The sequence below is a fragment of the Streptomyces sp. CB01580 genome (assembly GCF_001905795.1).
Lineage (GTDB): Bacteria > Actinomycetota > Actinomycetes > Streptomycetales > Streptomycetaceae > Streptomyces.
Map to the genome: position 1 here is coordinate 52,222 of NZ_LIXJ01000007.1, position 15,540 is coordinate 67,761.

Annotated in this window: 17 protein-coding genes; 4 read left to right on the forward strand and 13 right to left on the reverse strand. The window is 71.7% G+C overall.

Going from position 1 to position 15,540, the window contains the following annotated elements; translation table 11 throughout:
- Positions 1 to 80: 80 nt before the first annotated feature.
- The 3 genes from AMK22_RS13080 to AMK22_RS13090 all read right to left on the reverse strand — a co-directional run bounded on the left by AMK22_RS13080 (position 81) and on the right by AMK22_RS13090 (position 3,597).
- On the reverse strand, positions 81 to 1,586 hold the full coding sequence (locus AMK22_RS13080) for a carboxylesterase/lipase family protein (RefSeq protein WP_073784589.1): 1,506 nt from the start codon (positions 1,584 to 1,586) through the stop codon (positions 81 to 83).
- A gap of 4 nt (positions 1,587 to 1,590) precedes the next feature.
- Positions 1,591 to 1,941 (reverse strand): alpha-L-rhamnosidase C-terminal domain-containing protein, encoded by a 351-nt coding sequence (locus tag AMK22_RS13085; protein ID WP_073784591.1) that lies wholly within the window; start codon positions 1,939 to 1,941, stop codon positions 1,591 to 1,593.
- Between the two features lie 147 nt (positions 1,942 to 2,088).
- On the reverse strand, positions 2,089 to 3,597 hold the full coding sequence (locus tag AMK22_RS13090) for a long-chain-fatty-acid--CoA ligase (protein ID WP_073784593.1): 1,509 nt from the start codon (positions 3,595 to 3,597) through the stop codon (positions 2,089 to 2,091).
- Positions 3,598 to 3,794: 197 nt separating this feature from the next.
- Between AMK22_RS13090 and AMK22_RS13095 the strand changes: the two genes are divergently transcribed.
- The gene (locus AMK22_RS13095) at positions 3,795 to 5,195 is read left to right on the forward strand and encodes a PucR family transcriptional regulator (RefSeq protein ID WP_242433961.1); all 1,401 of its coding nucleotides are present in this window, start codon (positions 3,795 to 3,797) and stop codon (positions 5,193 to 5,195) included.
- 81 nt (positions 5,196 to 5,276) lie between these two features.
- Here the strand turns inward: AMK22_RS13095 and AMK22_RS13100 are convergent, their stop codons facing one another.
- From AMK22_RS13100 to AMK22_RS13110, 3 genes are all read right to left on the reverse strand, one after another.
- Positions 5,277 to 6,284 (reverse strand): terpene synthase family protein, encoded by a 1,008-nt coding sequence (locus AMK22_RS13100; RefSeq protein WP_424862040.1) that lies wholly within the window; start codon positions 6,282 to 6,284, stop codon positions 5,277 to 5,279.
- A gap of 569 nt (positions 6,285 to 6,853) precedes the next feature.
- The gene (locus AMK22_RS13105) at positions 6,854 to 7,087 is read right to left on the reverse strand and encodes a hypothetical protein (protein ID WP_073784597.1); all 234 of its coding nucleotides are present in this window, start codon (positions 7,085 to 7,087) and stop codon (positions 6,854 to 6,856) included.
- A gap of 125 nt (positions 7,088 to 7,212) precedes the next feature.
- A complete protein-coding gene (locus AMK22_RS13110) occupies positions 7,213 to 7,524 on the reverse strand; it encodes a DUF4148 domain-containing protein (RefSeq protein WP_073784599.1) in 312 nt (103 codons plus the stop codon).
- 266 nt (positions 7,525 to 7,790) lie between these two features.
- Here AMK22_RS13110 and AMK22_RS13115 point away from each other — a divergent pair, with 266 nt between their 5' ends.
- Both AMK22_RS13115 and AMK22_RS13120 read left to right on the forward strand, forming a co-directional pair.
- Positions 7,791 to 8,594: an ABC transporter permease gene (locus tag AMK22_RS13115; protein WP_073784601.1), complete on the forward strand. Its 804-nt coding sequence runs from the start codon at positions 7,791 to 7,793 to the stop codon at positions 8,592 to 8,594.
- Between the two features lie 2 nt (positions 8,595 to 8,596).
- A complete protein-coding gene (locus AMK22_RS13120; RefSeq protein ID WP_073784603.1) occupies positions 8,597 to 9,343 on the forward strand; it encodes an ABC transporter ATP-binding protein in 747 nt (248 codons plus the stop codon).
- 130 nt (positions 9,344 to 9,473) lie between these two features.
- Here AMK22_RS13120 and AMK22_RS40810 read toward each other — a convergent pair whose 3' ends face one another.
- The 7 genes from AMK22_RS40810 to AMK22_RS13155 form a co-directional block, all read right to left on the reverse strand.
- A complete protein-coding gene (locus AMK22_RS40810) occupies positions 9,474 to 10,292 on the reverse strand; it encodes a hypothetical protein (RefSeq protein ID WP_242433962.1) in 819 nt (272 codons plus the stop codon).
- Between the two features lie 108 nt (positions 10,293 to 10,400).
- Positions 10,401 to 10,793 carry a DUF2511 domain-containing protein gene (locus AMK22_RS13130; protein WP_073784607.1) on the reverse strand — a complete coding sequence of 131 codons (393 nt, stop codon included), beginning with the start codon at positions 10,791 to 10,793 and terminating at the stop codon, positions 10,401 to 10,403.
- A 7-nt stretch (positions 10,794 to 10,800) separates the two neighbouring features.
- Entirely contained in the window at positions 10,801 to 11,706 is a 906-nt protein-coding gene (locus AMK22_RS13135; RefSeq protein WP_073784609.1) for an ABC transporter ATP-binding protein, read from the reverse strand.
- A complete protein-coding gene (locus AMK22_RS13140) occupies positions 11,703 to 12,497 on the reverse strand; it encodes a hypothetical protein (protein ID WP_073784611.1) in 795 nt (264 codons plus the stop codon). The genes AMK22_RS13135 and AMK22_RS13140 overlap by 4 nt, the downstream gene beginning before the upstream one ends.
- On the reverse strand, positions 12,497 to 13,135 hold the full coding sequence (locus AMK22_RS13145) for a hypothetical protein (RefSeq protein ID WP_073784613.1): 639 nt from the start codon (positions 13,133 to 13,135) through the stop codon (positions 12,497 to 12,499). Before AMK22_RS13145 ends, AMK22_RS13140 begins: the two co-directional genes overlap by 1 nt.
- Positions 13,136 to 13,273: 138 nt before the next feature.
- Positions 13,274 to 14,335, reverse strand: a complete 1,062-nt coding sequence (locus AMK22_RS13150; RefSeq protein WP_073784615.1) for a hypothetical protein — start codon at positions 14,333 to 14,335, stop codon at positions 13,274 to 13,276.
- Entirely contained in the window at positions 14,332 to 14,889 is a 558-nt protein-coding gene (locus AMK22_RS13155; RefSeq protein ID WP_073784617.1) for an RNA polymerase sigma factor, read from the reverse strand. The genes AMK22_RS13150 and AMK22_RS13155 overlap by 4 nt, the downstream gene beginning before the upstream one ends.
- A gap of 345 nt (positions 14,890 to 15,234) precedes the next feature.
- Between AMK22_RS13155 and AMK22_RS13160 the strand changes: the two genes are divergently transcribed.
- Positions 15,235 to 15,405 carry a gallidermin/nisin family lantibiotic gene (locus AMK22_RS13160; RefSeq protein WP_073784619.1) on the forward strand — a complete coding sequence of 57 codons (171 nt, stop codon included), beginning with the start codon at positions 15,235 to 15,237 and terminating at the stop codon, positions 15,403 to 15,405.
- Positions 15,406 to 15,540: the final 135 nt, after the last annotated feature.

A 15,540-nucleotide genomic window follows, 5' to 3' on the forward strand; every position in this document is an offset into this window, starting at 1 on the left:
GCCTTTCCGTGCGAATGCCCCGATGAGGGGCTCCGGTCCCCGATGAAGGGTCACGGCCACCGGCGCGGGGGCGGCCGCGGTCACCCCTTCCCGCGCCGGTACGGCGCCCAGCCGCGCAGTTCGTCGTCGCGCGGGGCGCGCACCACCGCGGGAGTCCCCGGGCCGAAGCCCATCACCGGTCGGGACTCGTCCCACACCGGCCAGCCCGGATCGCCGGTGGCGGCGAACCGCACCCACGCCGCATGCATCGCGTCGGCCAGCTCCTGAGGCGCGTCCGGGCCGGTCAGGGCCACCGCGTCCGGCTTGTCCAGGTTGTCGAAGACGAAGCCGATCTCCAGCGCGTGACAGGCGCCGAGCCCCAGCACGGGGGACGGCCAGCCGAACTCGTAGAGACGGGTGCTCCCCGGTGCGCCCGCACGGGCGTCCGCCACCCGGTTCAACGGGACGCGCAGCAGCAGGTCCGTGGCGAGCGCCCCGAGCAGTTCACCCGGAGCGGCGTCCGGGCGGTTGGCGCGGTACGCGCGCTCCGTCTCCCTCGGCACGCGGAACTTCAGCAGGGCCAGCCGGAGCCCGACCCTCGACAGCTTCTCCGTGAGCCCGCTCGGCACGAACCAGAGCCGGTACTCCTCGGTGTTCGCGCCCATCAGCAGATCGACATCGGCCGAGGCGCCGTCCAGCAGTGCCTCCAGCGGGTCGCGCGGCAGCAGATCGCCGTCCACCACGATCTGGAAGGAGTTCCCGCCGGTCAGCGGCGAACCGCCGGAGGTCACTTCGGTCTGTGCGTCCAGCAGCCGTTCCCGGTCCGCCTCCGCCAGCGCCCCGGCCGCCGCCGCCACGCCCAGCCGACGGGCGATCAGCTCCGTGGTGCGCCGGGCGGCGTCGTCCAGCGGCAGCGCGTTCGGTGCCCCGCTCTGCAGCACCGCACGCCGGAACAGCCCCTTCGCGCGCGGCGCGGCCAGCAGCGCGGCGATGCCGATGGCCCCCGCGGACTCCCCGCACACCGTGACCAGGTCCGGGTCGCCGCCGAACGCCGCGATGTTGTCCCGCACCCAGGCCAGCGCCGCGATCTGGTCGAGCAGCCCCCGGTTGGCGGGCGCGTCCGGGAACACCCCGAACCCCTCGATGCCGAGCCGGTAGTTGAGGGAGACGAACACCACCCCGTCACGGGCGAACGCCGCCCCGTCGTACAGCGGCACGGTCGAGGAGCCGTGCAGCAGCGAACCGCCGTGGATCCAGACGAGCACGGGCAGCCCGGCCGCGTCCGGCGACGGCGTCCACACATTGAGGTTGAGGCAGTCGTCCCCGGGCACGTCGGGGTCGGGCAGCAGCCGGTCCAGCGGCGGGGCGTACGGCCGCTTGGGCGCGGTCGGCCCGAACGCCATCGCGTCGCGCACCCCCTCCCAGGGCTCCGGCGGCTCGGGCGCCGCGAAACGCCGGGCGCCGACCGGCGGCGCCGCGTAGGGGATGCCCCGGAAGACGGCGACGCCCCCTTGCCGCGTGCCGCGCACCGTGCCGTGGGCGGTGCCGACCAGCGGGGACGTCTCGGACGGGGACGTCTCGGATACGGACGGGGGCAGGGCAGACATGGCTTCAGTCCTTCCGTGGTGCGGGTCCGGCGAGCGCGACGGCCGACGAACCGGACGGGTGGTGGGTGAGGGAGCCGTCCGGGTGCAGCACCTCCACCGGGACCGGTGAGGTGACGCGCACCCGGTCCGGGGTCGCGTCTACCCGTACCGGGCCGTGCGGGGTCGGCACCTTGCCCCGCGCGCCGGACAGCGTGCCGAGCCGCGGGGCCACCCGCACCCGGCCGTAACCGGGTTCGGCCGGGGTGACGCCGAGCGTGTGCACCAGCAGATCACGGCTCGGCGTGGCCGACCATCCGTGGCAGTACGAACCGCCGTCCCAGCACTCCCGGAACGCGGAGCCGCCGGTGCTCAGCAACGCCGTACATGTCCGCGAGCGGGGCGAGGGAGTGTTCCCCCGCCCCGGGGCCGGCTGGTCCTCGGGGCGGGGGCAGGGGCCGGCCGGCCCGGGGGCGGTGTCCGGCCGGCCCGGTCAGGGGGCGGGGAGGTCAGGGTGTGGGCGCGCTCAGGGAGTGGGCGAGGTCAGGGCCCGCTTGAGGACCTTGCCCGTCGGGCCCAGGGGCAGGGCGTCGGTGAACCGCACGATCCGGGGGTACTTGTGCCGACCGAGCCGCTCCCGGGCCCAGGCGATCAGCTCCTCCTCCGTCACCGCCCCGGCCTCCGCGCGCGTCACGACGACCGCGCAGATCTCCTCGCCGCGCTCCTCGTCCGGCACACCGATCACGGCGACCTCGCCGACCGCCGGGTGGCGCACGAGCACCTCCTCGACCTCACGCGGGTAGATGTTGAAGCCGCCCCGGATGACCAGGTCCTTCTTCCGGTCGACGATCCGCAGGAAGCCGTCCTCGTCCCGCGCCCCGAGATCACCGGTGCGGAACCAGCCGTCGACCACGGCGGCGGCCGTCGCCTCCGGATCGTCGAGATACCCCGCGAAGACGTTGTGCCCGCGCACCACGACCTCGCCGACCTCGCCGTCCGGCAGCAGCACCACGGCGTCCTCCACCGCCGCGTCCGCGACACCCGTCTCCACGCCCCACACCGGGTGACCGACCGTGCCGGGGCGGCGGCCGGTCCGGGGCTGGTTGAACGTGGCGACGGGGGAGGTCTCGGTCAGCCCGTACCCCTCCAGAACCTGCGTCGCGAAGGTCGCCTCGAAGCGTTCGAGCACGGCGACGGGGAGCGCGGCGCCGCCCGAGACGGCCGCGCGCAGGGTGAGCCCCCGCGTCGCGCCGACCAGCGCCGCCGAGTCCTGCGCCGCCGCCTCGACGAGCGCGTGATACATCGTCGGCACGCCCATGAACACGCTCACGTTCTCGGCGGCCAGCAGCTCCAGGGCGCCCGGCCCGCTGAATCGGGGCATCAGGACGAGCGTCGCACCCGCCCTCAGCGTCGCGTTCATGGCACAGGTCTGCCCGTAGCTGTGGAACAGCGGCAGACAGCCCAGCACGACGTCGTCGAAGCCCAGCTCCAGCAGGTCGTGGGCGACCACGGACGCGTTCATCACGATGTTGAGATGGGTGAGCAGAGCTCCCTTCGGCCGCCCGGTGGTCCCGCTGGTGTAGAGGATCACCGCGGTGCCGTCCGGGGCCGCGGGCTCCGGAGCGGGCAGCGGCTCGCCGTCCTCCGGCACGCCGCACACGGCCCGCACTCCCGCAACACCCGCCGCCTCCTTCGCGACCGGCCACAGCGGACCACCGCTGACCAGCACCGACGAACCGCTGTGCCGCAGCACGTACGCCACCTCGTCGGCCACCAGCAGCCCGTGCACCGGAACGACCGTCGCCCCGGCGGCCAGCGCCCCGTAGTACGCGTACAGGAACTCCGCCGTGTTCGGCAGCAGCACCGCCACCCGGTCGCCCGGCCGCACCCCGGAAGCCCGCAGCGCGCCCGCGCAGCGCAGCGCCCGCGCCCACAGTTCCCGGTAGGTGAGCCGCGTGTCCGCGTCGACGACGGCGACACGGTCGGGGTGGCTGCGAGCCGACTCACCGAGGACAGAGGCGACGCTCAGAAACATGACACGCTCCGGGAAACATGGTGTTTACAGGGCTGGTGCAGCTCAGAATCGGCGGTCGACCCACCCCGGCACAATGTGCAGATGCCCACCATGCACACCGACTGCCTGGGCATTGGCCCCTCGGGTGCGTACGCCGCAAGGCATGCGCCTAAAGTTCCGTCCAAAGCCCGTCCGAAGGAAGGGCCTAACCTGCTGGCATGGCGGAGAACCAGCGGAACCGGAACGAGCCCCCCGGCGAGCGCGGCGGCGACCGGAGGAGCGGCGGAGAGCGCGGCGGGGAGGACGGCGGGCTGCGGCACGCGCTGGCGGTCGCGATGGTCCCGGAGATCGACGAGCTGACCCGGCGGGTCGTCGCGGACATCCACGCGCACAGCGACGCCTACGCCTCCGGCACCACCGTCAGCCACGACGACCTGTGGGAGATCTGCCGCGACAATCTGCTGCGGGCGCTGGAGGACTTCGGCGGACTGCCGCCCAGCGCGGGCGACTTCGAGCACGCGGCCCGGGAGACGGGGCGGCGACGAGCGGAACAGAACGTGCCGCTGGACACCGTGCTCCAGGCGTACCGGCGCGGCGGCCGGGTGATGTGGCAGGTGATGGCGGAGCATCTGCGGGCGTCCAGGACCGGTCGGGCCGGCCGGCGCGACACGGCGGACCGGGCCGACGGGACGTACGGGGCGGGCCGGACCGGTGACGGCGGCCGGGCGTACGGGGCGGACCCGGACACCGAGCTCGACATCGCGGGTGCCGTGTGGGAGACCATCGACCGCTACTCGCTCGTGATGGCGGAGTCGTACCGGCTGACCCAGCTGGAGATGCAGGGCCGTCGGGACACCCGCCGTGTCGCCCTCTTCGAAGCCCTGCTCGACGGGCGCGGGGACGACCCGGCCGTCGCCTCGGCCGCGGCCGCCGCGCTCGGGGTGCCCGTCCACGACCGGTACGTCATCGTGGTCGCCACCCAGGACCCGGCCGCGCCGCCCAACCCGGCGCCCGTCCTCGACGACCACGGCATCTGGTCCTTCTGGCGGCCGAGGTCCGGTCGGTACGCGGGAATCGTGCGGCTCGCCGCCGGGGAGTCCGGCGTACTGCTCGACCTGCTGCGCCGCCGCACCACGGCGACCGCCGGGGTGTCACCGGAGTTCGACCGGCTCTCCCAGTCGGGCCGGGCCCTGCGACTGGCCGAGCAGGCCCTGCGCACCCTGCCGGCCGGCAGCGGAGAGGCGGCGGCGTTCGACGACCGGCTGCCGGAGGTCCTGCTCGTCGGGCGGCCCGAGATCGCCGAGCGCCTCGTCACCGCCTATCTGGGCTCCGTACTGGACACCGCGGCCGAACGGGACACGCTGCTCGACACGCTCCGGGTCTGGCTCGACAACGGCTGTTCGGCGGCGCGCGCCGCCGAACAGCTCTACTGCCACCGCAACACGGTCCTCAACCGGATCGGCCGGATCGCCGAACTCACCGGCCGTTCGGCGGAGTCCGGCGAGGCCCGGCTGGGCTGGGCGCTGGCCCTGAGAGCGCTGCCGCTGAGCGGTACGGAGGACGAACCGGGCTCGGCGGAGGCCGCCCCGGGAGGACCGGGCGGCCCCGTTCCGGCCTGACCGCCCGGCTTGACCGCCCGGGCCGACCAGCCCGGCTTGAATCGCCGGGCCCGGCCCACCCGGCCTGCCCCGCCCGGCCGGTCAGGCGGCGAAGAACCGGGACAGCGTCTCCCGGTCGTCGATCTCCACCAGATCCGGACGGGTGTAGCGCTCCGCGCGGGCGTGGTAGTCGAAGTCGCCCCGGACCAGCCCGCGGTAGTCCCGCACGCACCGCTCCAACGCCACCCGGGTGGAACCCTCGATCCCGGCCGCCGCGATCTGCTCGACCAGCTCCCGCTCGGCGCGCCGGACGCGCTCCGCCACACCACCGAGCTGCGCCCCGGCCTCGTCGACGGCCTCCTGGAGGGTGCATCCGCGCTCGCGCTGGATGAGCCGCACGGCATTGTGCTCGTAGCCGAGCCGCGCCTCCTTCTCGAAGGAACAGATGTCGTTGCAGAGCCCGGAATGATCGGTCACGGCGTTGCGCAGGGCGATGTACGCGGGAAGCGCACGGGCCGACTCCGGAAGGTCGATCCCGGCGGTGATCTCATGCAGGTCCAGGAACGGCTGCATGGCCACGGAGTCCCGGCGGTGCCTCACGAAATCCTCCCTGGTCGGCACCTGTCCCGCGGCCCGCTCCACGGCCTCGGCGCAGTAGGTCCACAACCAGGCGACCGTGTCCCGGCGGAACTGCCGGAGCCAGTGCGCAGGGCGGCCCCGGTACGTCCGCTCCCGCAGGTCCACGAGCGCGTGCTCCATGGCACCGCGCGGCGGTCCGCCGTCGAGCACCGTCACCAGCCGGTCGATCGCAGCCTCGCACATCCGGGGATCACGACCGGCGGGACCGTCGTCGAACTCGTCGTCGACGAGGAAGGCCCAGAACAGCCATTGGCAGAAGAGATCGAGATGCTGTTGCGAAGCAGTGGGGAATATGAGGGAGATCCAGAGCTCCGGCCTGGTCCGGATCATCTTCTTCCGGGCCGTCGGGGAAAGCACGAGCCCCTGGGACTCGGCCCACTCCCAGGCGACTTTCCTGGTCTCCTCGATACCGGGATTGCATCCGGTGCTCTCGAACGGCATGTGAAACGCTGGCAGCGCGATCTGGCTCATTGGTGCCCCTCGTCGAGACAATGCGGATGAACGATACGCATGGGGAGAGCTGATCGGATTCGTGCGTCGGCGCCGGTACGCGGGGAGCGGCGGGCCGCCCTTCGGCGCCCAGTTTCGGCCAGAGGGTCACCGTGCGCGATAAGACGGTCATCCCTGCTCACTCTCCTCCGCCGGTTTCGGGGCATCGGGACCGGGCCCGCAGGTCCACGACGGCAAACACCCCGGGAACAGGGCGGCGGCGTCACCATGCGTGATCCCCCAGTCAACCTCGTGCGGGAGGGAGAGGGAAGTCATGTGTGACCGAAAATGCATGATGGTTGGGGGCGCTTGAACGTCTGTGAGTGGTTCGTGATCCCCTGTGACACAGGCGCACCGCGGTTCCATCGGCCGCACAGGCCCGCGCGACATTCGACGAATTCGCGCCGTTGTGAACCGCGCCCTCATGGGGAACCGGCCCCCTCGGCGAGGCGCAGGTCCGGCCAAGTGGCTTCGGCACGCGCCCGGCTGAGGCCGCGTCGCATGCGGATGGTGCGGCGGGACCGCGCCCGGGCCGGGGCGGCGCGCTCGGGCTACGGGCGGAGGTGTTTCTCCGCCTCGGCCTGCTCGATCAGTTCCGCGTACGAGCCGTCCTCCTCCAGCTGCTCCTCGTGGCGAAGGGAGACCGACCATGGAATCGGGCACGGCGGGGCGTGGTCGGGATCGGGACAGAGCAGTCTGGCGATGCGCTCTTTGATCTCTTCGGCTTGCTGCGGAGTGGCGTAGATACCCAGCCGCACTTCCCAGACACTCGGGTTCTCAGGCATCGCTCACGTCCCGGATCAACGGAGAGAAAGGGTCAGAAGAAATGAGAAAAGGAAGGACAAAAGGAGAGAAGGGAAGGGGGGAAAATGGCAAAAGGGGGCGAAACTCTCCGCCCCCTTGCCCGAGGCTACCAGGTGCGCTTGGCGTCGCAGTGGCGCTTGTAATGACCCGCCGGGACGGGGATGTTGCGCGCCGCGTCGTTGATGGCCGCCTGCTCGGTGTTGCCGGTGCCGTCGGCCCTGTCGTACCCGACGACGTGGTTGTCACTGATACGGACGATCTGGCACTGCACCGTGGCATGCCAGGTCCTCATGACGGAGATCTCGCGCGTCACGGCCGACCGGGCGGTGCCCGGGACGGCGCAGGCAGCGGGGATCGCGAACCCCGCGAACGTGAGGGCCATGGCCCCGACGGCGAGTGTGCGGCGGAGTGTCTTCATCGGTGTTCCTCCCTGACGGTGATGTGACCGTGCCGGGCGGACGGGCCCCTCTTCCGGTGCGCGCACAGCCCGGCGGCGCTCACGACACTCCCATTCGGGCGGGGCGGGACACCTGCGTCGGCCACACGATTGGCAGGCGTTCGGCAGTCGTCCGCCACCTGTCCGGCAGCTGCCGAACGGGTCAACGCCGTCCCCGGGCGTGAACCTCGACGCGGGCCGTGGCTACGTACCTGATGCAACCGGACAGTGGCCAGGCAGGAGTGCACATGGCGTACGAGATGGCGGCCCCACCCCTCGCGGGGCGCCGCGACAACCCCTCACTGGCGACGGTGGTGAGTACGGAACTCGCCCGCAACAAAAGAGGGTTCGTTCCCTGGTACCACCTCCTCGCCCCCGTCGTCATCACGATCCCGCTCTTTCTCGGTGCCCTCGGCTCCTCCGAGGCGAAGGCGGGCCAGACCTTCGAGGTGTTCCGGAACGTCACCCTGGAGTTCTGGGGCGTGCTGGTACCCATGACCGCCGGGCTGGCCGCGGCGCTCACGGTCCGTGCCGACCAGGACGCCTGGCGGCTGCTGCTGTCCTACGGCGTGCCGCGCGGGCGCTACTTCATCGGCAAGGTCGCCGCCCTCGGCGTTCTGGGGTTCATCTCTTCCACCGTGCTGCTCGTGATGCTCTCCCTCGGCGCGATGGTCGGCGGCCGCTTTCCCGGAGGGATGGGGACGGTGGTCGCGGCGGTGTACCTGCCCTGGCTGGTGGGGCTGTCGATGACAGCGCTTGCGGTGCTGGTCGCGGTGGTGTGGGGCATGGGTCCCAGCATCGGAGTGGGCGTCGCGGGCCTGCTGTGCGGGGCCCTGGTCTCGGACAAGGTCTTCTGGTACGCGGTCCCGTTCGCCTGGCCGATGAGAGTGGTCCTTCCGCTCGCCGGGATCGGGCCCAACGGGGTGCCGCTGCCCAAGGACAGTCCGGTGACCCAGATGTCGGCCATCCCGCTCGCCGTGGGCCTCGCCGCCGCGCTGACCGCGGTCCTGCTGCTCGTCGGCAGCATGCACATGCGCCGTAAGGAGATCTGACCATGACCGCGACACCGGCCCGGCCGGAAACGCAGACGGCACCGGCACTCACCATCCGAGGCCTGCACAAGCACTACGGCCCCCACCGCGCCCTGGACGGCGTGGACCTCACGGTCGAGGCCGGAGAGGTCTACGGCCTCCTGGGACCGAACGGCGCCGGTAAGACCACCCTCATGAAAGCCCTGCTCGGCCTGCAACGCCCCACATCGGGCACCATCGAGATCTTCGGCAGGCCGGTCGGACGCGAGACATTGGCCGAGGTCGGCGCCCTGATCGAGGTCCCCGGCCTGTGGCCGAACCTCACGGCCGACGAAACGCTGAAACTGCATGCCAAACTGCGCGGTGTACCAACCGAATGGATCGACCCCGCGCTGCACCTCGTCAAGATGACCGACGCGCGCCGCCGCAAAGTCGGTGCGTACTCCCTCGGCATGCGCTGGCGGCTGGGCATCGCCGTCGCCCTGCTCGCCAGGCCGAGGTTGATCGTTCTCGACGAACCCACCAACGGCCTCGACCCCGTCGGCATCCGCGAGATGCGCGGAATCATCCGCTCACTGGCCGGCGAGGGAGTGGCGGTCCTCATCGCCAGCCACCAACTGGCGGAAGTCGCCCAGGTCTGCGACAGAGTGCAGGTACTGGCATCCGGCCGCACCCAGTACGAAGGCCCCCTGGCAGGGCTCGCCGTCGACGGGGACGTGGAGGCCGGATTCTTCCAGCTTCTGGAGTCGGCCGACGCAGCCATCCGTTGACCTGGGAAGCGGCCCCTGTGCACCCCGGGGGCCGCCCCCGGGGTGCATGGCAACTGCGCGCACACGAAGCCGTCCGCATGGAGCCGGCCCATGCCGTCAACAGGCTCACGCCGTCAGGAAAACCCTCAGCTCAGCAGGCCCGCGCCGTCGCCGGGCGTCGAGGGCCGAGCACAGTGGCCAACGACATCAGTTCGGCACGGCCCCCGACCCCCAGATCGTCGTAGAGCCTGCGGATACGGCGATACATGGACCGCTCGGAACAGTAGTAGTGACGGCGCGCGATCTCGGCCACCGTGATGGGCGTACAGAGCAGCCGCAAAAGCTCCGCATCGTACGAGGGCGCGTCAGAACGCCGACGCTGCTCGGGTATGTCCCCCTCACGGTTGGCCTCCGCCCCTGACGGCTCTCCGCCATGGAACCGACAACGATAAGGGCCCTCCCGATCCACCGGGCTCCCCTGCGTATCGGCGGCCGCGGCGTCGGTGGTGTCGGCCGCCCCAGCGGGGGAGGAAGGACCGCCAGAGGCGAAGAGGCCGCCGGGGCCGACCAGGAGATGCGCTCTGAGCTGCGCGTACAGCAGATCGCGTTGGCTCTCGCCGGGTATGGCGAGGTTGAGCACGAAGTTCGCGCCGGAACGGATCGCGTAGTAGGTCCGATACCCCGAGATGTCGTTGGTGACGGCGACGAGCAGGGACAACGGATGCCGCACTCTCACCGCACGCAGTTCCTCGGCCTGGAACTCGCTGGTGACCGGCATCAGCACCGGCAGGTCAAGCGCACCACAGGGTGCGTTCAGCTGGGCGGCGCTGATGAATTCGACCCGGCCCAGGCCGGAACGAAGTATGCTCAGCAGCGCGTTCGGCGGGTCGAAGTATGGCTTGAGTCCCGAATGGGCCAGGACATGGAGCTCGGTGGTGGTCGATGCGTGCTGCTGCTCGCTGTGGTGCAAGGCGCTGTTCCCCGTAGCGTCGATCCCGGTGATGGTCGTCCCGCGGTCACTGGGTGACACACAGTGTCGGATCACGCTCGTGACTCGCCTGCGAACACCTGTCTCCGGTCATCGGCCGACCTTGCACAGTTTCAGTGTCCTGCTGATCAGAGTGCCGAGGCTCACCTTGCCGCCGCCGTCCCCGGACAGTCGCACCGGTGCGATGTCTGCGTAACCGGCGTCCCGGGCACGGTCGTTGAGCGCATATGTCGTGCCGTCGGGGACGGTGACCACGGCCTGATCGCCCTGGCGGCATTCGGCGGTTGCGTGATCGACGGTCAGTGGCCAGGTGTAGCCGAGGTTCTTCTCCGTGACCTCCTGCTTGGTGGCGGTCGGGCTGGGCAGCGGTACGGGGTCCGTGGTGGCCGGTTCGCTGAGGCCGCCGCCCCCGCAGGCGGTGAGCGCCAGGAGTGCCGCACCGGACAGGGCCGAGACGGCGATGCAACGGCGATGCGTGGTCATGTGTCTGCTACCTCACTGTCGGAATGCTGGTGGAGTGGGTCCGGACGTCGGCGCCGAGAAGAGCGGCGTATCCGTCATCGAGCGATGGCTCGACGGGGCGGGCTCCGGCGGGCGGAGAGGTCGTGACGATGCGGTACTCGGTACCTGTCGAGGTGGTCACCGCGCTGACCACCTCGGCGCCGGGCGGTGGCCCTTCTGCGTGTCCAGTGGGTCGGTGGACATAGGTGCAGCCCGCGGCCCGACTGACCAGAGCGGTGGTGGAGTCGTGGAAGACCAGACGGCCGGAGGCGAGCACGGCCACATCGGGGCAGGTCTGGGCCACGTCGTCGAGGATGTGGGTGGACAGCAGCACCGTGCGACCGCGGCCGAGGCCGGCGAGCAGCGTGCGGAAACGCATACGTTCATGCGGGTCCAGTCCGGTGGTGGGCTCGTCGACGATCAGTACCGTCGGGGCGCCCATGAGTGCCTGTGCGATGCCGACCCGTCGCTTCATCCCCCCGGAGAAGCCGGCCAGTCGCTCTCCGGCCCGGTCGGACAGACCCACCTCGGTGATCCGCTCGTCGACCTGGCGGCGCCGTTCACGTCTGTCGTGGATGCCCTTGAGCACGCCGATGTAGTCGAGGAACTCGCGTGCCGTCAGGTCCGGGTACAAGGACAGCTCCTGCGGCAGATAGCCCAGGGTGCGCTTCACGGCGGCGAGCCCGGAGCTGGTCGACAGATCGTGTCCGGCGACGTGGACGCGCCCGGAGGTGGGGCGCAGCACGCCGGTCAGGATGCGCAACAGAGTGGTCTTCCCCGCCCCGTTGGCACCCAGCAGCCCGACGGTGCCGCTCTCGATGTGGAGGTCGACGGCGTCCAAGGCGCACAGGCCGCCGGGATGGACTTTTGTCAGTTGTTCCGTAGTGATGTTCATGATGCTCCGTGTCGTCCGGTGCGGGCGGCGAGATGCCCCAGCACGTAGCAGGCCGCGGCCATCGCGAGGACGAGCGCGACATTCAGCAGCGCCGCCGCGCCGTCGACCGCCGGGCGCAGGGCCCCGTTGCCCTGCCGGGTGGCCCATACCTCGGGGGCGTGCGCCCAGACGGCCAGTGGATAACCGCCGAGCGGGGAGAGGACCGTGCCGGTCGGCGTGGGCAGTGGCGAGAAGGCCGGTGGGAAGTGACAGGCCCACAGCCACACCACGACCGTGACGGCGCGTGCCGCCGCCACCGGCAGCAGCACGCCCAGGAGACCGGCGAAGGCGGTGACCAGCAGCGCCGCCGGTACGACCGCCGTGACCAGCGCGATCACCCCGGACACGACCGGGCCAGGGGAACCGCCGGCCACCGAGAACACCGTGGCGTACAGCAGATAGAGACCGGCGACCGGCGCCAGGGCGGCCAGCAGCGGTCCCCCCAGCACCCCGGCGGTGCGGGGCAGCGGCCCCGCGGGAGTGGCGGTCAGTAGCTCGGCCATGCCGCGGGCTTCGAGACCGCGCCGCAACCGGTCGGCGAGCGCGATGCCCACGCCGAGGGTGCAGAAGGTGTTGACGACCACCGCCGCCGCTCCGGCCCTGGCGGCGGGATCGCCCTGCCCACCGACGACGGGCGAGGTGATCACCAGCAGCAGGCTCAGCAGGGCCAGGGGCAGCACGGCGCCCCAGACCACCTTTCGGCGGGCTGTCATCAGGGCCTCGTAGCGAAGGGTCCACAGCAGAGCGGTCATCATGCCTCCCGGGGGCCGAGGTGGGCGTCGCCATGACCGAGCCGGGCCCCGGAACGGGCACCCGGGCGGAGCGCGCGCAGCGCCAGCGAGAACAGATGGCCCCCGATCAGCAGGGCGGGCACGGCCTGCGCCGCTCCTTCGGGCACCACACGGTCGACCAGCAGCAGCTTGGCCAGGACCACGGCGACGATCAGTCCGGTCGCGGGCGTCGCCGACCCCGCCCGTGCCGTCGCCCAGACGGCGGCACCGCTCAGGAGCACGGACAGACCGGACAGCTCCAGCAGGGTGGTGAGGGGGCCGGGTTGGCGGCCGGTGGCCGCCACCAGCCCCACCAGGACGAGGACGGCGGCAGCCGTGACGGACGCGGGCCAGGCCAGCCGACGGGCGACGGTGCGCGGATAGGGGGTGGGCAGGGCGAGATGGAGCTCCAGCATCGGCTCCCGTGCCACCACGGCCGCACACGCCAGCGCGGTGGCGGTGGGGAGCGCGCAACTGAGCAGCGCCCGGTCGAGAACGACTCCGGTGCCGGACCCCGTGGCCACGGCCGCGGATGCGGTGATCGCCGCGAGAACCGGCAGCACGAACGCCTGCCGTCCGCAGCGACGTGCTTCGTGGGCCCACCACGGTACAGCGGTCATGGTCCCGTTCCTCCCGTTGTTCCCCGGCCTCCCGTTGCCCCCCGTACGTAGCGGTCCGGCCCGGGACGGTTCACGCCAGGAGCCAAAACCGGCGGTGCGGGGCACGGGCGCGTGCACGCGCCCCGCGTACGGCGGGGGCTACGACGGCGCGTGCTCGCCGAACGACCGCATCGCCCGGGCGGCCCACACCAGCAGGGCCGCCGCCGCCGCGAGCGTCCACGGCGTCGTCGACAGCAGCCCGTCCAGCAGCGCGTCGAGCGGTGTGCTGAGCAGTCCGTGCGGCCCGCCCACCACGCCCAGGAACCACAGCGTGCCCCCCGCCGCCGCGCCCGCCGGTGGCGAGAAGCGGACGGAGAGCGCGAGAGCGAGCGACGCCGCCAGCAGCGACTCGCCGAGCCAACTCGCCACCACCGCCCACCAGCCGGGCCCCCGCACCAGCGCGGAGCAGACCATGGCGAGCGCCAGATCCACGCACAGGACCGTCGCCAGCCGGGCCAGGAACACCGCCGCGGGCGACACCGGCAGCGTGAACAGCAGCTCGCGCCGGGGGTCCCGGCGGGGGGAGGCCACGATCAGTGCCCCGAACAGCACGGACAGCACGACCACCGCACCGAACAGCCGTATTCCGACGCGCTCCTGCATCTGTGCCGAGGAGACCAGGGCGGCGGCAACCAGCCCGATCGCGCTCAGCGGGGCCCACAGCCGGGGCATCAGCACCAGTTGCCGGACGGCCAGTTGCCAGGCCGTCCGCCAGGGCCGCGCGGGACCGGCGGTGCCCATGGGCACGGAGGCGTCGGCGGATGCGGGCGCGCCGCTCGGCACGGCACCGGGCGCGGCGGATTCCGGCCCGGTCCCGGACCCGCTTCTCCGCCCGGCGAAGCGTTTCCGTGCGGTGGCCGGTGTTCGTCCCGAGCGGGCGACGGCGGGGACGGAGGGGACAGCGGGCACGTCGGGGACGGCGGGGGAATGGGGAGCCGTGCCGATCGGCGCGACGGCGGGCAGGACCCCCAACAAGTCGTCGAAGGACGGTACGGGTACGGCTTCTTCGGCCTCGGCGCGGACCGCGTACGTGATGTTCTGCCAAACTGCCAAATTCTCGCGGCAGTCGGAGCATTCGCCCAGATGCCGGTCGTGGTGCGTGTCGACGGCCCCGGCGCGTGCCAGACACGCCAGGACGTCGTCCGTGAGGTGATCACTCATAGCTGTCCCGATCCTTCCAGCCGCGTGGCGGCGAGCATGTTGCCCAGCCGCCTGCGTGCGTGGGACATCCGGCTCTTGACGGTGCCGACCGGGATGGCGAGCGCGGTGGCCACCTCCGGGTAGGCCATCTCTTCGAACAGCACCAGCGCGAGGACCTCGCGCAGATGCTCGGGCAGCGCCCGTACCGCTGCCCGCAGCGCGGAGTGCTCGGACTCCACCACGACCTGGTCCTCGACGCTCGGCGCGGTGTCGGCCACGTCCCGCGCCTCCGACAGGTCCGTCAACCGGGGGCGCGACCTGCGGAGTTGATTGTGCGCCTGCCGTCTGGCCACACCCATCAGCCAGCCCCTGACGGAGGAATCGCCCCGGAAACCGGCCGCCGAGCGCCAGACGGCCAGCCACGTCTCCTGCAGGATCTCCTCGGAAACGCCCTGGTCCGAGGTGAGTCTGCGGATGAGTCGGAGCATCGCGCCGGCATGCCTGTCGTAGAGCGTTCGCAGGGCGGTCTGGTCGCCGTGGGCGACGGCGGATAGCAGAGCTTCGTCCGAGCACACATCACGTACGTATCAAGAAAGCGCCGAACGGTTCACTGTCCGTCGGGACGATCCGTGATTTTTCAGCCGGGGGAGTGGTGGAGGTCTTCGTGTCCTGGGCCGCCGTGGTAATGGGCGTGGATTCGGCCGGGGAAGGGCCGCAGTCGCGCGGGGTTGCTCGTCGGCGCCCCCGATCGCGGGACTGCCTGCGGGGCCTGCCTGGACTGCCAGGACTGCCAACCGGTCCGGAACCTATTGAACAGTCGCGGGTGGCCATGGATCGTGATGCGAGGATCACGTTCCGTGACCGCCCGTTCGGTTTTCGTCAGGGAATCCGAAGCAGCACCGAGAGGCAAGGAGTTCAGCATGGGGATCAAGTCCGTCCCGCTGCCGGACGTCGAGACCGACCTGTTCGACCTCGACCTGGAGATCGGCGTGGAGCGGTCCGTCGCCGGGCCCGCCATCACGAGCGTCTCCTACTGCACGCCCGGATGTACGAGTGAAGGCGGCGGCTCCGGCTGCAGCCACTGCTGTTGACGGCGCGCAACCGTGGGGCCGTGCGGGACGACGTCGCGGCCCCACGGACCGTCCCCGGGCCCGCCCGGACGGTAACGAGAAGGGGGAGCACGGTGAGGGAACGGCCCGAGACACCGCACGGGACACCGCCACCGT

What these genes read in the sequence shown, in the direction of transcription:
- AMK22_RS13130 (WP_073784607.1), bottom strand. Translation starts at nt 10,793, where the DNA reads ATGACCACGCATCGCCGTTGCATCGCCGTCTCGGCCCTGTCCGGTGCG.
- AMK22_RS13110 (WP_073784599.1), bottom strand. Translation starts at nt 7,524, where the DNA reads ATGAAGACACTCCGCCGCACACTCGCCGTCGGGGCCATGGCCCTCACG.
- AMK22_RS13105 (WP_073784597.1), bottom strand. Translation starts at nt 7,087, where the DNA reads ATGCCTGAGAACCCGAGTGTCTGGGAAGTGCGGCTGGGTATCTACGCC.
- AMK22_RS13140 (WP_073784611.1), bottom strand. Translation starts at nt 12,497, where the DNA reads ATGACCGCTCTGCTGTGGACCCTTCGCTACGAGGCCCTGATGACAGCC.
- AMK22_RS13135 (WP_073784609.1), bottom strand. Translation starts at nt 11,706, where the DNA reads ATGAACATCACTACGGAACAACTGACAAAAGTCCATCCCGGCGGCCTG.
- AMK22_RS13115 (WP_073784601.1), top strand. Translation starts at nt 7,791, where the DNA reads ATGGCGTACGAGATGGCGGCCCCACCCCTCGCGGGGCGCCGCGACAAC.
- AMK22_RS13160 (WP_073784619.1), top strand. Translation starts at nt 15,235, where the DNA reads ATGGGGATCAAGTCCGTCCCGCTGCCGGACGTCGAGACCGACCTGTTC.
- AMK22_RS13120 (WP_073784603.1), top strand. Translation starts at nt 8,597, where the DNA reads ATGACCGCGACACCGGCCCGGCCGGAAACGCAGACGGCACCGGCACTC.
- AMK22_RS13100 (WP_424862040.1), bottom strand. Translation starts at nt 6,284, where the DNA reads ATGAGCCAGATCGCGCTGCCAGCGTTTCACATGCCGTTCGAGAGCACC.
- AMK22_RS13080 (WP_073784589.1), bottom strand. Translation starts at nt 1,586, where the DNA reads ATGTCTGCCCTGCCCCCGTCCGTATCCGAGACGTCCCCGTCCGAGACG.
- AMK22_RS13145 (WP_073784613.1), bottom strand. Translation starts at nt 13,135, where the DNA reads ATGACCGCTGTACCGTGGTGGGCCCACGAAGCACGTCGCTGCGGACGG.
- AMK22_RS13095 (WP_242433961.1), top strand. Translation starts at nt 3,795, where the DNA reads ATGGCGGAGAACCAGCGGAACCGGAACGAGCCCCCCGGCGAGCGCGGC.
- AMK22_RS13150 (WP_073784615.1), bottom strand. Translation starts at nt 14,335, where the DNA reads ATGAGTGATCACCTCACGGACGACGTCCTGGCGTGTCTGGCACGCGCC.
- AMK22_RS13090 (WP_073784593.1), bottom strand. Translation starts at nt 3,597, where the DNA reads ATGTTTCTGAGCGTCGCCTCTGTCCTCGGTGAGTCGGCTCGCAGCCAC.